Genomic DNA, 16,212 nt, shown 5'->3' with positions numbered 1-16,212 from the left:
GTCCACGCCTCCCTGTTCAGGAAGTCATGATCGGGCCGTTGCGCCTGCCGCGCGCGGGTTGGGATGCAAAGCTGGCGCGAGGATGCCTGTCGAATCGTGCAAGCGGAGTACATTGGCCGGTAGCCAAAAAAGACGTTTGTGAAGGATTGCTTTGGTTTAGCAGAGCTATCGCGCCGAGAGGCTGAAGTCGTGGTGCGCGACGTGGAAGTGCGTCTCCATGGGCGCGCCATCCGGTGCCATACCGGGTGGGCGTTCCTCAAAAGCGACCACGAGCGAATCTTTCACACCGAAAACGGCGTCTGAATCGAGATAGGGATCGTCTTCGACGAAGACATGGGTGACCACCGGTGCATGGCCCGGCGCCGACACGATGAAATGGATATGCGCGGGACGCCACGGATGACGCCCGAGGGCACGCAGCATCTCGCCGACCGGTCCGTCGTCCGGGATGGCGTAGCTCACCGGCATGACGGTCCGGAAACGGTACCGGCCGTCGGCGGCGGTGTGAAAGACGGCCCTTAGCTGCATCGATGGTTGCTCCGGGTCCTGCACGTCGTAGAGACGGTCGGGCCGCACCTGCCACACATCGAGGCGCGCGCCTGCGATGGGCTTCCCGTTACCGTCCAGCACTCGGCCTTCGACGAAGGCGGGGGAGCCGCCGTCGACGCCCTCGGCGAGGTTCGCCCCCATGGGCAACGCCGGCGCGCCGTGGACGTGGAAGGGACCCAGCACGGTGCTTTCGGTGACGTTGCCGGGGCGGCGATGATTGATCGCATCGACGAGCATCGAGACGCCGAGCGTGTCGGAGAGGAGGATGAACTCCTGGCGGTTCGCGTCGCAAGTGTGACCGGTACGCGTCAGGAATTCGATTCCCTTCAGCCACTCCGCTTCCGACGGCTCGATCTCCCTGACGAACGCGTGCAGATGGCGGATCAACGCGTTTGCGACGTCCCGTGTGCGCGGATCGACGCTCGTATCGGTGGCGGCAAGCACCGCGTGTGTGAGGCTCTCTTCGGTCAATTGACGCATCGCACGGTTCCTTCGGGGCGGAACCATCATCATGCGCGACCCCCGGGGCTCGCCGCTTGTTCTTTACAAGCATCCGGGGCACGGATGAGCCACCATTCGCCAGGAACTGCGGAGACCGTCATGTTGATTCGTATGCTCATCGCCGCAGGCTGCCTGTTGTCCGCCGTGGTGGCAGCGGAGGTTCGGGCCCAGGTGCGCGCACCTGCTCCAACGGCCCCGAAAGCCAGCCATGACGTCGCCGATATGCGAATTCCCGACAGCAAGCTCGCTCGCGATGCCGCCGACCTCGTCCGTCGTGCAGAGGGCGAGTTCCTTTATGAGCATTCGGTGCGCGTTTACTACTGGGCGGCCCTGGCGGGAAAGCGGAAGGGCCTCAGTGTGGATCCCGAGCTTCTTTACGTCGCCGCCATGTTCCACGATTACGGCCTGACGGCTCGTTACGGCACGAGCCACTCGCGCTTCGAGGTGGACGGCGCGGATGCCGCGCGCGACTTCCTGCGCAAGCACGGCGCATCGGAGGCGGAGAGCCAGAACATCTGGCTGGCGATCGCGTTGCACACCACCAATGGCATTTCGCCGCATTTGTTCCCCGTCGCGACGCTCCTCGCCGAGGGCGCGAACATGGACCTCGTGGGTGCAGGCTATGACGGCTTCACGGCGGCCGAACGCAGCGCCGTCGAGGCGGCGCATCCGCATCCGCCGGGCTTCGCGGAAGATTTCATGCAAGCCGTCTACGACGGCATGAAGCACCGTCCCGAAGCGACCCAGGGCACCGGCCTCGCCGATATCATGGCGTACAAGGACCCGACGTTCGTCCGCCGGGACTTCAGCAGCCTGATGCTGAAGTCACCATGGGCAAACGGGAAATAGTCTTTCCGTAGAATGTCCCTCGATCGCCGGGAGGCCGGCAGCATGGAGGTACGCGCGTGAGGAAGACGATGGGATGGATGGTGGGAGCACCGCTGTTGCTGACGGCCGGGATGGCTTGCGCGGCGGGGTTCGACTGCGGCAAGGCATCGAATGCCGTGGAAAAGGCGATCTGCGCCTCGCCGAAGGTGTCGGCACTGGACGGTCAGTTGGGCGAGGCTTTTCGCACCGCGCTGAAAAACCACCCCGACAAGAGCATCGCCTTGAAGCTCGACCAGCTTCATTGGCTCGCGGATCGGGACGCGGCGATCGCCGATTTCCTGCGTGACAACCCCGGCAAGCCCCTGGCCGCCACCGTCGGCCAGTACCCGGCGCGGATCGATTTCCTGCACGGCCTCGACGCGAAGGCGCCGGAGCCGCTGGACGCGGTGCAGGGCGCGCTGTCGCATCTTCCGGCAGGTTCCTCCGACGTCCTCGCCGACCTCGGCAAGGCGGGCCTGCCCGTCACCGTGGCGACGGACGTTCCGCTCGACGACGCCAAAGCGTTCCCGTTCGAGCCGGACGCCGGTATGCGCAAGGCCCTCGGCGCGCTGGACGCCTCGTCGGGCTACCGTCAGTTGGCCGGCATGCCGGTGAGCTCGTTGTTTTCCGTGGGCGGCACGGCGCATTGCTGGACGGAGGCGCCCTTTCGCATCGAAGGCAAGAAGGCGATCGCGGTCGTCGTGCCGAGCGCGTGGGATGGCGACTGCATGACGATGCACGGCATGGCCCGCATTGGCGACGACATCGTCGCGACCGTGCTGACCAATCCGTCGGCGGACGAGATGAACCTCGAAACCAGCCGTTGGGATGGCGGGAAGTTCGGTCCCGATGCGCAGCTCACGCTGCGGTTCGATCACGCGCTGAGCCCGCTCGGCAGCGCCTGCGCGCCGAAACAGTCACCCTGCGACGACTTCACGACGGCGGCCATGGCGGCCGTGGCGCGCTATGACCGCAGCCCAGTGCCCGGCACATTGGATCGCTCCCTGAAGGGCGCGGCCAAAACGGACTTCGATGCCATGGCCGCCGCCGCCCGGGCGCCGTCGGGCATCGTACCGAAGGGCGGGTCCGCCACCTATGCGGACCTGCCTGATTTCGGAGCGGGATTCGCGGATGGCGAGATGGCCGGGTATGGGCCCGAGGCCAGCCTGTTCCCGATCGATTTCCGGGGAGAGACGTTGCTCGGTGTCATCGGGCACGGCCATGTCGGCTGGCGCATCAACGACGACTGGCTGATTTCGGCTTGGCGTCTGACCGGCGGAAAGCTGGAGCCCGTGGCCTCGGTGTACGTGAAGGTCAAGCGCGGCTCGCTGCTGTTGTCGGCGGTGGTTCCGCCGCCGCCGCCGGAAGCGCGCTGAGCGCATTGCGGCACTGCCGAATCGCTGGCCGCCCCATCATGGGGCGGCCTTTCCATCTCCATTCCGGAAGAACGCTGCGAGGTCAGGCCTTGCGGCGGCGCAGCGCGTAACCGATACCGAGGATGGCGAACCACACCGGGCTGGCGATCAAGGCCTGGCGTGTGTCGCTTTCCAGCGCCAGCAAGACCAGCACGAAAGCGAAGAAGACGAGGCACGCCCAGCACATGAACACGCCGCCGGGCATCTTGTAGCTCGACACCGCATGCAGCTCGGGTCGGTTTTTCCGGTACGCCATATAAGCCACCAGGATCAACGACCAGACGAACATGAAGAGGATGGCCGCCAGCGTCGTCACCAGGGTGAAGGCTGTGACGAGGTTGGGGATCACGTACACGAGCATCGCGCCGGCGAGCAGGCAGATGCAGGAGAAGAACAGTCCGCGCGACGGTACGGCCGCTTTCGACAGCTGGTGGAAGCCCTTGGGCGCGTGGTCTTCTTCGGCCAGGCCGTAAAGCATGCGGCTGGTGGAGAAGATGCCGCTGTTGGCCGACGAGGTGGCCGAGGTGAGCACGACGAAGTTGATGAGGCTGGCGGCGGCCGGGATGCCAGCGAGCACGAACAGCTCCACGAAGGGGCTCTTGCCCGGCAGCACCTGCCGCCACGGCGTCACCGACATGATCACGACGAGCGAGAGCACGTAGAACAGGATGATGCGCACGGGGATCGAGTTGATCGCCTTGGGCAGGTTGCGTTCCGGGTCCGCCGTTTCGGCCGCGGTGGTGCCGACCAGCTCGATGCCGACGAAGGCGAACACGGCGATCTGGAAACCGGCGAAGAAGCCACCGATGCCCATGGGAAACATGCCGCCGTCGTTCCACAGGTTGGCGAGCGAAGCCACGTGCCCGTCCGGCGAACGGAACGCCCACGCCACCATGCCGAAGCCGGTGACGATGAGCGCGCAGATCGCAACGATCTTGATCAGGGCGAACCAGAACTCCAGCTCACCGAACAGTCGCACGGTGGTGAGGTTCAGGGTCAGGAGCAGGGCGACACACAGCAATGCCGGTATCCACGGCGCAAGGCCGGGAAACCAGAACTGCGCATACGAGGCGATGGCGATCACGTCGGCGATCGCGGTGATGATCCAGCAGAACCAGTACGTCCAGCCGCAGAAGAAGCCCGCCCATGGCCCGAGCAGGTCGGTGGAGAAGTCGATGAATGACTTGTAGTTGAGGTTGGAGAGCAGCAGCTCGCCCATCGCCCGCATCACGAAGAACAGCATCACGCCGATGATCAGGTACACCAGCAGGATCGACGGCCCGGCGAGGCTGATGGTCTTGCCCGATCCCATGAAGAGGCCGGTGCCGATGGCTCCGCCGATGGCGATCAGTTGCAGGTGGCGATTCGACAGGCTACGCCTGAGGTGCTCGGGGGACTGCTCCTGCGAATGCGACATCGGGATGCTCGGTCGGGACGGAAGCCGGAACCATACGGGTCGCGCGGGGTGGCGGCAAGGCACGAACCTAGCGTCGGCACGCGGGCTTCGCAAAAACGTGCTGCACTTGCCAACCGCCCCAGTCGGCGACGGTGCCGATGGTGAAACAGGGCCCGAGGGCGTCGCGCGGGAGTTGCAGCAGGTCGCCGTCCACGATGTAGCGGCGGTAGAGCGGGCCGATGTCGCCGGCGCCGATGGCGGCGGTGGCGTCGACGAGCGCCGCGCCGGGGTCCCCCGTCGGCTCACCCATCCGGGCCAGCGCATCCTCCAGAGATCTCCTTCCGCCGGTGACTGCGCGGATGTGCGCGTCGAGGAGCCAGGCGAGCAGTTCGCCCCGGCGCGCGACCAGGTCCCGCATGTCGCGCGAGCTTGCGTAGAGCTCCGCGACCTGGCTTCCTGGCGCGCGCCGGAGCGGTGAGTTGCCATAGCTCGTCGTCGCGTCGTTGAGCATGTAGGCGAGCGCGGGCGGCGGCAGATGGCCCTTGTCGTACAGCTTGCGGATGATTCGGAAGGCGGCGACGCCCTGGGTGTACCAAGCGAGGGAGGCCTCCTCCGGTGCGTGCCGCGGCAACGCGGCGGACGCGATGAGCCATGGCATCCACGCGTCGTCCTCGGAACCCGCCATGAGGTAAGCCGTCCCTCCGATGGTCGAGGAGACCATCCCCGCGCCCGTACCGGTGCCGTCGACATCCACGATGTTGAGCGTGTAGTCGTGGCGCGACGCGGGTGGCGTCACGTTCGACACCACGTTGGCGACGTCGCGCGCGATCCGCGCCACGTCGCGCGAGCCGTCCAGCGTCGTGATCGTGACGGTCGCGTCGCCCATGCGCCGGGTGGCGCTGCGGGCATGGCGCGCGGCCAGGAATGTTCCGCCCGCGACCTGTTCGAGGTCTTGCATGCCCTGCACCAGTGAGGTCGATACCACCCAACCGTGGGGTGCCTGCCAATGCACCTCGACAGGGCGCTTCGCAGGGCCTTCGGGCAGTGCGAACAACACATTGCCCGCCGCCGCCAGGGCGTCGGAGCGCACGAGCACCGATTGGCCCGTGTCCCAGTCGAGTGTCCGGGACGCACCCGCCAGCTGGCTCTGCCACGCCAGCACCACGTTGCCTTCGGGCGCGGTGCGGACGATCCAGCGTCCCGGAACGGACGTGTCCAGGGTGCCATGTTCGACACCCACGCCGGTCGCTTGCCGGGAGGGAACGGCGACATCGACGATGCCGTCGGGACCGGCCCGGGTCGACAGACGAACATCGACGTTCGCCAGGGTGTCGCCCTGCATGTGGAAGGCGAGGTCGTAACGCAAGGGCGTGACATCCCCGGCGGTGGCGACGGTGGCGAAGGCGGACAGGACCGCCAGGAAAAAAGAATATCGGGTACGGTTGCCTGCCATTGCCGCTCCTTGGTGGTCGGGGACGTCCTTGCAATCGCCAGGCCAGCAGGACGGCACAGGGCAGCACTCGCCTCCCGAACATCCCATGGGTCCCGTGCGGTGTCCTCGGACGCACGGCGGACACCGCGGACACGGGCGTCTATGTACTATCGCCGCATGCTTCCCACGACCACCCAACGGAGTCCCGCATGATCGACCGCGACCGCCAGGCACTCATCGAGGCCTACATCGACGCGTACAACCGTTTCGACATCGACGGCATGCTCGCCACCCTGTCGGACGACGTCCGCTTCGAGCACCACTCCGGCGGCGAACTGGGCGTGGCGACGGACGGCAAGGGAGACTTCGAGAAGCTGGCGCGCGTCGGCGCGGCGATGTTCGCGGCGCGGCGACAGAGCATCGTGGCGGTGGAAGCCGTGGGCGACACGCTCGTGGCGACGATCGACTTCCATGGCGAGGTCGCCGAGGACATTCCCGAAGGGCCCCGCGCAGGCACGGTCATCGAGATGCGGGGACGTTCGGAGTTCGATTTCTCGGGCGGCAGGATCTGCCGCGTGGTCGACAAGGCCTGACGCGGCACCTTCAGGCGATCGCGCGTCCCACGGCGGCGAGCAGGGTCTTCCGGTCGTAGGGCTTGGGCAGGTAGTCCATGGCGTCGGTCAGCCAGGCGTGCTGCTCCCGCATCTCGCCCGAGGTCACCAGGACGTGCATGTCGGCGTGTCGCTCGGCGAGGTCCCGCCCGCTGACCGTGCCCGGCATGCGCACGTCGGTGAACAGCACATCGGCCCGGTGCGCCTGCAGCCATCGATCGGCGGCGTCGCCGTCTGGCATGGCATGGACTTCGTGGCCCGCGTCTTCGAGGATCATCGCGGTGAGTTCGCGAATCGCGTCATCATCCTCGACGAGGAGTACGACGAGGGGACGATCGGTGGCCATGGAATCCGCTCTCGAGGGTAGTGCGCGACGCAGATACGCCGCCGCGCGTGAAGGCTTCGTCAACAAAAATGTCGGGCTTCGACACTATTCCATTGTGCCGTGCGTCAACGCATCATAACGGTTTTCAGGGGGATGCCCATGACGACTCTGACCCAGCGCACGATCGATGTCATTCGCAAAAACGAAGCCGACCTGCAGGCGAATTGGACGGCCAGCCTGGAAGCCACGGGCGCGTCGCGCGACGCGCGCGTCACGGCCATCGACATCGACAACCAGACGCGCGAGTTCATCCGCCTGCTCGCCAGCAACGCCCGCGTCGGGGACACCTCGATCTCGGGCAACGACTGGAGCGAGACCCGCACGTTCCTCGAGCGCCTGTCGCGCAGTCGCGCGCTGCAGGGCTTCGATTCGCAGGCCACGGCCAGCTTCATCTTCTCGCTGAAGCGCCCGCTGTTCGACCTGCTCCAGGTCGAGTACGCCGCCGACCCGAACGAGCTCGTCGCCCAGATGTGGGCGATCTCGGAACTGCTCGACGCGCTGGGCATGCACACGATCCGCACGTTCCAGAAGTCGCGCGAGGAAGTGATCGCGCGCCAGCAGGAGGAACTGCTGGAGCTCTCGACTCCGGTCGTGAAGCTGTGGGACGGCGTGCTCGCCCTGCCCATGATCGGGACGCTCGACTCGCAGCGTACCCAGGTGGTCATGGAGTCGCTGCTGCAGCGGATCGTCGAAACGGGGGCGGAGATCGCCATCATCGACATCACCGGCGTGCCGACGGTCGACACCCTCGTGGCCCAGCACCTGCTGAAGACGGTGACGGCCATCCGGTTGATGGGTGCCGATGCGATCATCAGCGGCGTGCGCCCGCAGATCGCCCAGACCATCGTCCATCTCGGCCTCGACCTGCAGGGCATCGTCACCAAGTCGAACCTCGCCGACGCGCTGGCGCTCGCGCTGAAGCGTTCCGGCTTCACGGTCAGCAAGGTCTGACGACGCCATGGATCGCATCCCTATCCTGCGCATGGGCGAGTTTCTCCTCGTCACCATCCAGGTCGACATGCACGACCAGCTCGCGCTGACCCTGCAGGACGATCTGTCCGAAAGCATCAACCGGCACGGATCAAAAGGCGTCCTCATCGACATCTCGGCGCTCGACATCGTCGACTCCTTCATCGGCCGCATGATCGGCACCATTTCCAGCCTGTCCAAGATCATGGACGCGGAGACGGTGCTGGTGGGCATGCAGCCGGCCGTCGCCATCACCCTGGTCGAGCTCGGCCTGACCCTTCCCGGAGTGAGCACCGCGCTGAACGTCGAGCGCGGCATGAGCCTGCTGCGCGAACGCGTGCACGCGCGATGAGCGCCGTCATGGACGGCACACAGGCGGTGCGGGTCGAGCAGGATGTCGTGCTGGCACGGCAGACGGCACGCAAGCTGGCCATCGAGTGCGGCCTGCGCCTGGTCGACCAGACCAAGCTGATCACGGCGGCCAGCGAGCTGGCCCGCAACGCCGTCATCTATGGGGGCGGTGGGCATATGGATTGGGAGATCCTCGAAGACGGCCCGCGTCGAGGGCTGCGCCTCGTGTTTCGCGACGAAGGCCCCGGCATCCCCGACGTGAAGCTGGCGATGACCGACGGCTGGACGTCCGGCCACGGCCTCGGCCTCGGCCTCACCGGTGCAAAGCGGCTCGTCGATGAGTTCTCCCTGGAGAGTGCGCCGGGCGCGGGTACCCGAGTAACGATCTGCAAATGGACCTGACGTTCGTCGGCACCCATAGCCGTATCGTTACGATCGAGGAGCCGACCCAGGTCGGGCAGGCCCGGCGCATCGCCCAGCAGGCGGCCGCCGATGCGGGATTCGATGCCACCGATAGCGGCCGCGTCGGCCTGGTCGCCACGGAACTCGCCACGAACGTGCTGAAGCACGCGAAGGTCGGGGAAATCCATGTGGCGGTGGTGCCAGGCAACGGCACGATGGGGGTCGAGGTGGTGGCCGTGGATCGTGGCCCGGGCTTCAACCTGGCCGAATGCCTCGCCGATGGCTTTTCCACGGGGGGGACGCGCGGCGAAGGCCTGGGTGCCGTCTCGCGCCAGTCCGATGTCATGGACATGTACGCCGACGCGCGAGGCGCGGTGGTGATGGCGCGCCTGTACCCCAAAGGCTTCGGCACGGCCGACATCCGTCTCGGCGCCACCCAGCAGCGCATGGATGGCGAGTCGGTTTGCGGCGATGGTTGGGCGGTGGCCGTGCAAGGAGACAAGGCCTCGGTCCTGGTGGTCGATGGACTGGGCCATGGCCTCTCGGCCCATGACGCCGCGCTGGCCGGCACCGCGGCTTTCGTGGCGCAGGCCTTCGACGATCCGGTGTCGCTGCTGGCGACGCTGCACGCGGCCATGAATGGGACGCGCGGCGGCGCGGTCGCCGTGGCGCAATTCGACGGAGCGAGCGGATCCCTGCGCTATACCGGCATCGGCAACATCGCGGGCAGCCTGGCCACGCTCGAGGGCTCTCGCGGACTGGCGTCGCATCCCGGGATCGTGGGCGTGCAGGCGCGTCGCGCGCAGCCCTTCGACTTCCCCGATGCGAAGGGCAAGTTGATGCTGATGTACAGCGATGGCCTGATCTCGCGCTGGAACCTTCGTGACTACCCCGGGGTGGCGTCGCGCCACCCGGCCGTGGTGACGGCCCTGCTGCACCGGGACTTCAATCGCGGACGCGATGACGTCACCATCGTCGCCATGCACCTTGGAACCGACCCATGACCGAGAACGACGACGTCGAGCGGCTGCAGGCGGAGAACGCGGGCCTCCGCGCGGAGCTGGAAGAGACCAACCAGGGCGTGCTCGCGCTCTACGCCGAACTGGACAAGCAGGCCGAGCAATTGCGCCAGGCCTCGGAACTCAAGAGCCGGTTCCTGTCCTACATGAGCCACGAGTTCCGCACGCCGCTGGGCTCGATCCTCAGCATCGCGCGCCTGCTTACCGATGAACTGGACGGCGCGCTGGCGCCCGAGCAGCACAAGCAGGTGGCGTTCGTCGCCAGCGCCGCGCGCGAGCTCAGCGACATGGTGGACGACCTGCTCGACCTGGCCAAGGTCGAGGCCGGACGCATCACCATCTCGCCCGCGTGGTTCGAGCTGATGGACCTGTTCGCCGCCCTGCGCGGCATGTTCCGGCCGATCATGGACGCCACCGAGGCCGACCTGATCTTCGAGGAGCCGGAGAACATGCCCCGGCTCTACACCGACGACAAGAAACTTGCCCAGATCCTGCGCAACTTCATCTCCAACGCGATGAAGTTCACGCCGCGCGGGGAGATCCGGGTGTCAGCGCACCTGGAGGGCGACGACCACGTCCGCTTCGCCGTCAGCGACACCGGGATCGGTATTCCCGCCGAACTCCAGGGCTCGCTGTTCGAGGATTTCACCCAGGTCGACTCGCCCTTGCAGAAGCGCCTCCGCGGCACCGGGCTGGGCCTTTCGCTGTGCCGCCAGTTCGCGCACCTGCTGGGCGGCGAGGTCGGCGTGACCAGCACGCCCGGTGCCGGCTCGGTGTTCCACGTGGTGCTGCCCCTGACGTTGCCGATGGATGCTGTGCATGCCGCGGATTAATCGCCTCCTGATCGTCGACGACAACGCCGCCACCCGGTACGCCATGCGCCGGACCGTGGAGCGCCACGGCTACCAGGCGATGGAGGCCGGCACCGGATCGGAGGGCCTGGCGCTACTGGCGGAACAGGAGTTCGCCGCGGTCATCCTGGACGTGAACCTGCCGGACATGAGCGGCTTCGACATCGTGCGGCAGTTGCGCGACGCGCCGGAGACCATGTTGCTGCCGGTGGTGCACGTGTCGGCCGCATCCATCGACACCGGCGACCTCATTACCGGGCTGGAGAACGGCGCCGACGCCTACCTCATCCACCCCGTGGACCCGGACGTGCTGCTGGCGACGCTGCGCACCCTGATCCGCGTGCGCGACACCGAGGATGCGCTGCGCGCCGCCGAGGCCCGTTTCCGCGAGATATTCACCAACATCGCGGCGCCCATCGCCGTGGTGGACGGCGAACTGCAAATCGTGGATTGCAACCAGGCCTTCGAGCGGCTGCTCGACGACGCCGGGTGCCATGGCAGGCTCGACGCATGCTTCGAGCCGGGGCAGGACGCCATCCTCGACGAGATGCGCGGGAACCTGGCGGGCAAGCAACGCTGGCGCGGCATCCTCTGCATGCGCTCGCGGGCGGGCACGCGGGAGACCGAATGGCGCGTCACGCCGTATCGCGACGAGGCGGGACTGGTCTTCGTGGACGACGTGACCGAGCAGCGCCGACGCGAGCGCGACCAGCTGGAGAAGATCGACAGCGCGCACAGCCAGCTGGCGATCGAGATCGCGGAGCGCGAGCGAACCGAGTCGCAGTTGCTCCAGGCGCAGAAGATGGACGCGCTGGGCAAGCTCACCGGCGGCATCGCCCACGACTTCAACAACCTCCTCACCAGCATCATCACCGGCATCGACCTCATCAATCGCCAGCTCGAGGCGGGACAGCCGGAAAAGCTCAGGCGCTTCGCCGATGCCGCGCTCGGATCCGCGCGCCGCGCTGCCGCGCTCACGCACCGCCTGCTCGCCTTCGCGCGACAGCAGCCCCTGGATGCGAAGGCGACGGACGTGAACCGGTGCATCCGTTCGCTCGACGACATGTTGCGCCGGACGCTCGGCGAGCGCGTCTTGCTGGACCTCGACCTCGCATCGTCGCCCATGGTGGCGGACGTGGACGCGAACCAGCTCGAGAACGCGGTGATCAACCTCGTCATCAACGCGCGCGACGCCATGCCCGAAGGTGGGATCATTCGGGTCAGCACGCGGCGGCAGCGGATCGCACGGGATGCATCGCTGGGCGAAGGCGACTACGTCGAACTGACGGTCTCGGACAATGGCTCGGGCATCGATCCGGCCACGCTGGAGAAGGTGTTCGAGCCCTTCTTCACCACCAAGCCGATGGGGCAGGGCACGGGGCTGGGCCTGTCCATGATCTACGGCTTCGCCCGCCAGTCCGGCGGCGAAGCGCGCATCCGGAGCACGGTCGGACGGGGCACGGACGTGTCGCTCTTCCTGCCGGCCAGCCAGCGCGAAGTGGAGGTGGCCGGGTCCCTCCCGGACGTCCTGGCCAACGGCCAGGGCGAGCGCATCCTGCTGGTGGAAGATACCGCGCCCTTACGCAACCTCGCCGCGGAACTGCTTACCCAGGCCGGCTATGCCTGCGTCGCCACCGGTGACACGGAATACGCCCTGCGCATGCTCCGCGGCGACGACCCCATCGACCTGCTGCTGACCGACATCGGCATGCCGGGCATGGATGGCCGCGAACTGGCCGAGGCCGCGCGCGCCTGGCGCCCCGCCTTGCCGGTGTTGTTCATGACCGGCTACGCGGAGAACGCGATGGAGCGCTCGCGCTTCCTCGGCCAGGGCATGGACATGATCGCCAAGCCGTTCGAGAGCGACGTGTTGCTGGGCCGCGTGCGCGCGATGTTGGACTGAGCGACCGCGCTCAGAATCCTTCCAACACGATCTTGCCCTTCGCCTTGTGGCTCTCGATGAGCTTGTGCGCGCGGCGCAAATTTTCCGCGGTGATCGTGCCGAAGTGTTCGCCCAGCGTGGTGCGCAGGGTGCCGTCGTCGATGAGGTCCGCCACGCGGTCGAGGATGTCGTGCTGCCGCGCCATGTCGGGCGTCTGGTAGGTCGAGCGCGTGAACATCGACTCCCAGTGCAGCGAGATCGCCTTGCGCTTCAGCTTCGTGGCATCCAGTGACTTCGGATCGTCGATGAGGCCGAACTGGCCCTGCGGCTTCAGGATCTCCACGATCTGCTCGTAATACTCGTCCGTGTGCGTCAGGCTGATCACGTGGTCGACTTGCGCGACACCAAGAGCCTCGAGCTGGGGCGCCAGGGGCTTGCCGTGGTCGATCACGTCGTGCGCCCCGAGCTCGCGGACCCATGCGACCGTTTCCGGCCGAGAGGCCGTGCCAATGATCCTGAGCTTCGTCAGCTTGCGCGCAAGCTGGACCAGGATCGATCCGACGCCACCGCCCGCGCCGATGACGAGCAGGGCCTCGCCCTCGTTGCCGCCTTCGACGATCTTCAGTCGATCGAACAACAGCTCCCATGCGGTCAGCGTCGTGAGCGGCAGCGCCGCGGCGTGCGCGTCGTCGAGCGAGCGTGGCTTGCGGCCGACGATGCGCTCGTCCACCAGCTGGAACTGGGCGTTGCTGCCGGGGCGAACGAGCGAACCCGCGTAATAGACCGCGTCGCCTTCCTTGAACAACGTGACGCCGTCGCCCACCGCCGTGACCGTGCCGACGGCGTCGAAGCCGAGCACGCGCGGCTCCGTCGTGGGCATGCCGTTGCGCACCTTGGTATCCACGGGATTCACCGACACCGCCTTCACGGCGACGAGCAGGTCGCGACCTGCCGGCACGGGTTGCGGCAGCTCCATCTCGACCAGCGACTCCGGATCGTCTATGGGCAGGCCGTGGCGGGTGTAGACGATGGCTTTCATGCAGCGGTCTCCGTGGGGAATCGTGGCATGGTCCTCCCTTCGGGCATGCCTGGAAACCGCTCCCGCACGGGATCAGTTTCGCCACCGCGTTGAAAATCGCACGACATTCGCGTCGCGACGACGGGGAGTGCACCCGGTCCTGTCGAAGCTTCCGAGGCCTCGATCACTACTGCGGGACATCGATCATGACTGACGACTTTTCCCCCTCGCGCCGTCGCATCGTCCAGAACGCATCCCTCGGCGTCGCCGCCGCGGCCCTCGCCGGCACCCCCACTTTCGCCGCCACGGGTGCGGCAACGAGCACCGGGTCGGGCGGTGTGCGCGGCATGGGCGATCCGCGCCAGGGTTTTCCGCATCCGCCCTTCGCGGTCCAGAGCCAGCCGTGGCCGGGCCTGGCCGGAAAGATGAACCCACGGCCCGACCACGGTGAGACCAGCTACAAGGGCAGCGGCCGCCTGGCGGGTCGCAAGGCGCTGATCACCGGCGGCGATTCCGGCATCGGTCGCGCCGTCGCCATCGCTTACGCGCGCGAGGGTGCCGACGTGGCGATCAGCTACCTGCCGGCGGAAGAGGAGGATGCGAAGGAAGTGATCGAACTCATTCGCAAGGCCGGCCGCAAGGGCGTCGCCTTGCCGGGCGACATTCGCGAGGAAGCGTGGTGCACGCAGATGGTGCAGAAGGCCGTGCAGGAACTCGGCGGCCTCGACATCCTGGTGAACAACGCCGCCCGGCAACATAGCTTCGACTCGATCACCGACATTTCCACCGAAGACTTCGACTGGACGGTGAAGACGAACCTTTATGCCATGTTCTGGATCACCAAGGCCGCCGTGCCGCACCTGCCGCCCGGCGCCGCCATCGTCAACACGACCTCGGTCAATGCGTACAACCCCTCGGAGAACCTGCTGGACTACGCCATGACCAAGGGCGGGATCATGATCTTCACCAAGGGCCTGGCGAAGCAGCTGATCAAGAAAGGCATCCGCGTGAACGGCGTGGCGCCGGGGCCGTTCTGGACCCCGCTGCAGGTCTCGGGTGGCCAGACGCCGGACAAGCTGAAGAAGTTCGGCGGCGACAGCCCCATGGGCCGCCCGGGCCAGCCCGCGGAGATCGCGCCGATCTACGTGCAACTGGCCTCCACCGAAGCCAGCTACGAGACCGGCCAGATCTTCGGCGCCTCCGGCGGCGCCGGTAACCCCTGACCGCTCCCGGACCCCTGTCCAAAAAGCCGATATCTTCCGCGGCCGCTTCCCCCTATGATCCGGCCCCACGATCGACAGGCGTTTGCAGGGGAACGGGATGTCGCAGGGGAGATCGGGCGCGCTCGGCGACCATCGGTTCGTCGCGGAGATGGATGCCTTGCAGAAATTCGGCCGCCTGGAGAAGGCGGCGCAGCTGGGTGACGTCCGCGCGCAGGGCCAGGTGGCGCACATGTATGCCGTGGGCGAGCACGTGGCCCAGGATCACCATCGCGCCGCCCAGTGGTTCCGGCGCGCCGCCGAGCAGGGTGATCTCGAAAGCCAGTGCCGGCTCGCCGCGCACCATGCGGAAGGGCTGGGCGTGCCGCGCGACCCGTTCGAGGCCGCGGGCTGGTATCGCCGCGCGGCGGAGGCGGGCTCGGCGGACGCGCAATGCGCCCTGGGTACCCTCCACGCACGCGGCCATGGCGTTGCTACCGATCGCCAGGAAGCCCTGCGCTGGTGGACCCTGGCGGCTGACCAGGGGCACGTGCAGGCCTGCGTGAACCTCGGCGTTTCGCACTATTTCGGCCGCGGCGTGCCACGCGATGCCGAACTGGCCTTCACCTATTACGCGAGAGCGGTGGAACGCGGCGAGCCCGACGCGCCCGGCTACGCGGACGCACTGTGCAGCCTCGCCCATATGTATTGCGACGGCATCGGTGTGCCTCGGGACACCGTGGCGGGCGAGCATCATTACCGCCGGGCCGCCGAGCTCGGCAACGGCACAGCGCAGTTCGCCCTCGGCAAGCTGCATCTCGAAGCCAGCGCGCTACCGGAAGATCGCGAGCATGCACGCCACTGGTTCGCCCGTGCCGCGGAGCAAGGCGACAGCGAGGCACGCCGGCTGCTGGACGGACTGGATATGGCGCCGGACCCGCACGAACCGGCGTCGGACCGCCTGACCCGGCTCGGACCGCAGGACGCCGCCGGGCAGTTCCTGCTCGGCCAGCGCCTGGCCGCCGGCGACGGCCTGGCCCGCAACGACCGCGAGGCTGTCCGTTGGCTGGCGCTCGCGGCGGAGCGCGCGCATGCCCCGGCGCAGTACGCGCTGGCGCGGATGCTCGACGAGGGACGCGGCGTGCCGCGTAACGTGACCGAAGTCGTCCGCCTCCTGCGGCACGCCGCCAGCGCCGGCCACGCCGACGCGCAATTCGAACTGGGCCAGTTCCACGAGCGCGGCGAAGGCGTCCCGCGTAACCCGTCGATCGCCCGCGCGTGGTATCGCAAGGCGGCGGCGCGCGGGCATTTGAGGGCGTTGCGCAAGTTGGAGAAGCGCGCCTGGTGGCGATTCAGGTAAGCGCC

General features: G+C 67.4%; 16 protein-coding genes. 11 read left to right on the top strand and 5 right to left on the bottom strand.

Features of this window, described 5'->3' with window-relative positions:
* Positions 1-165 precede the first annotated feature (165 nt).
* Complete coding sequence (locus tag ACQKIE_RS16835) at positions 166-1,029, bottom strand: intradiol ring-cleavage dioxygenase (RefSeq protein WP_427461229.1); 864 nt, start codon at positions 1,027-1,029, stop codon at positions 166-168.
* Between the two features lie 120 nt (positions 1,030-1,149).
* Between ACQKIE_RS16835 and ACQKIE_RS16830 the strand changes: the two genes are divergently transcribed.
* Together ACQKIE_RS16830 and ACQKIE_RS16825 are read left to right on the top strand one after the other, a co-directional pair.
* Complete coding sequence (locus tag ACQKIE_RS16830) at positions 1,150-1,899, top strand: HD domain-containing protein (RefSeq protein ID WP_427461227.1); 750 nt, start codon at positions 1,150-1,152, stop codon at positions 1,897-1,899.
* A 56-nt stretch (positions 1,900-1,955) separates the two neighbouring features.
* Complete coding sequence (locus ACQKIE_RS16825; protein WP_427461224.1) at positions 1,956-3,293, top strand: lysozyme inhibitor LprI family protein; 1,338 nt, start codon at positions 1,956-1,958, stop codon at positions 3,291-3,293.
* 82 nt (positions 3,294-3,375) lie between these two features.
* Here ACQKIE_RS16825 and cycA read toward each other — a convergent pair whose 3' ends face one another.
* Both cycA and ACQKIE_RS16815 read right to left on the bottom strand, forming a co-directional pair.
* Complete coding sequence (cycA, locus tag ACQKIE_RS16820) at positions 3,376-4,749, bottom strand: D-serine/D-alanine/glycine transporter (protein WP_427461222.1); 1,374 nt, start codon at positions 4,747-4,749, stop codon at positions 3,376-3,378.
* A 67-nt stretch (positions 4,750-4,816) separates the two neighbouring features.
* The gene (locus tag ACQKIE_RS16815) at positions 4,817-6,181 is read right to left on the bottom strand and encodes a hypothetical protein (protein WP_427461220.1); all 1,365 of its coding nucleotides are present in this window, start codon (positions 6,179-6,181) and stop codon (positions 4,817-4,819) included.
* A gap of 188 nt (positions 6,182-6,369) precedes the next feature.
* On the opposite strand from ACQKIE_RS16815, the gene ACQKIE_RS16810 reads away from it, so the two are divergent.
* Entirely contained in the window at positions 6,370-6,753 is a 384-nt protein-coding gene (locus ACQKIE_RS16810; RefSeq protein ID WP_427461218.1) for a nuclear transport factor 2 family protein, read from the top strand.
* Between the two features lie 10 nt (positions 6,754-6,763).
* Here ACQKIE_RS16810 and ACQKIE_RS16805 read toward each other — a convergent pair whose 3' ends face one another.
* On the bottom strand, positions 6,764-7,117 hold the full coding sequence (locus tag ACQKIE_RS16805) for a response regulator (RefSeq protein WP_427461216.1): 354 nt from the start codon (positions 7,115-7,117) through the stop codon (positions 6,764-6,766).
* A gap of 138 nt (positions 7,118-7,255) precedes the next feature.
* Here ACQKIE_RS16805 and ACQKIE_RS16800 point away from each other — a divergent pair, with 138 nt between their 5' ends.
* From ACQKIE_RS16800 to ACQKIE_RS16775, 6 genes are read left to right on the top strand one after another with little or no spacing between them, the layout of a single operon-like run.
* Entirely contained in the window at positions 7,256-8,107 is an 852-nt protein-coding gene (locus tag ACQKIE_RS16800; protein ID WP_427461214.1) for an STAS domain-containing protein, read from the top strand.
* 7 nt (positions 8,108-8,114) lie between these two features.
* Positions 8,115-8,477 carry an STAS domain-containing protein gene (locus ACQKIE_RS16795; RefSeq protein WP_427461212.1) on the top strand — a complete coding sequence of 121 codons (363 nt, stop codon included), beginning with the start codon at positions 8,115-8,117 and terminating at the stop codon, positions 8,475-8,477.
* A complete protein-coding gene (locus ACQKIE_RS16790; protein ID WP_427461210.1) occupies positions 8,474-8,878 on the top strand; it encodes an anti-sigma regulatory factor in 405 nt (134 codons plus the stop codon). Before ACQKIE_RS16795 ends, ACQKIE_RS16790 begins: the two co-directional genes overlap by 4 nt.
* Positions 8,869-9,882 (top strand): ATP-binding protein, encoded by a 1,014-nt coding sequence (locus ACQKIE_RS16785; RefSeq protein WP_427461208.1) that lies wholly within the window; start codon positions 8,869-8,871, stop codon positions 9,880-9,882. Before ACQKIE_RS16790 ends, ACQKIE_RS16785 begins: the two co-directional genes overlap by 10 nt.
* On the top strand, positions 9,879-10,730 hold the full coding sequence (locus ACQKIE_RS16780) for a sensor histidine kinase (protein ID WP_427461206.1): 852 nt from the start codon (positions 9,879-9,881) through the stop codon (positions 10,728-10,730). The genes ACQKIE_RS16785 and ACQKIE_RS16780 overlap by 4 nt, the downstream gene beginning before the upstream one ends.
* Positions 10,717-12,651 (top strand): response regulator, encoded by a 1,935-nt coding sequence (locus ACQKIE_RS16775; RefSeq protein WP_427461204.1) that lies wholly within the window; start codon positions 10,717-10,719, stop codon positions 12,649-12,651. The genes ACQKIE_RS16780 and ACQKIE_RS16775 overlap by 14 nt, the downstream gene beginning before the upstream one ends.
* A 10-nt stretch (positions 12,652-12,661) precedes the next feature.
* Here the strand turns inward: ACQKIE_RS16775 and ACQKIE_RS16770 are convergent, their stop codons facing one another.
* Positions 12,662-13,669 (bottom strand): zinc-binding alcohol dehydrogenase family protein, encoded by a 1,008-nt coding sequence (locus ACQKIE_RS16770; protein ID WP_427461202.1) that lies wholly within the window; start codon positions 13,667-13,669, stop codon positions 12,662-12,664.
* Positions 13,670-13,995: 326 nt separating this feature from the next.
* Between ACQKIE_RS16770 and ACQKIE_RS16765 the strand changes: the two genes are divergently transcribed.
* Positions 13,996-14,871 (top strand): SDR family oxidoreductase, encoded by an 876-nt coding sequence (locus tag ACQKIE_RS16765; RefSeq protein WP_427461361.1) that lies wholly within the window; start codon positions 13,996-13,998, stop codon positions 14,869-14,871.
* A 97-nt stretch (positions 14,872-14,968) separates the two neighbouring features.
* The gene (locus tag ACQKIE_RS16760; protein ID WP_427461200.1) at positions 14,969-16,207 is read left to right on the top strand and encodes a tetratricopeptide repeat protein; all 1,239 of its coding nucleotides are present in this window, start codon (positions 14,969-14,971) and stop codon (positions 16,205-16,207) included.
* The last annotated feature ends 5 nt before the right edge of the window (positions 16,208-16,212 follow it).

Source organism: Luteibacter sp. NPDC031894 (assembly GCF_050273135.1).
GTDB lineage: Bacteria > Pseudomonadota > Gammaproteobacteria > Xanthomonadales > Rhodanobacteraceae > Luteibacter.
This window is presented reverse-complemented; position numbering and strand designations above follow the sequence as displayed.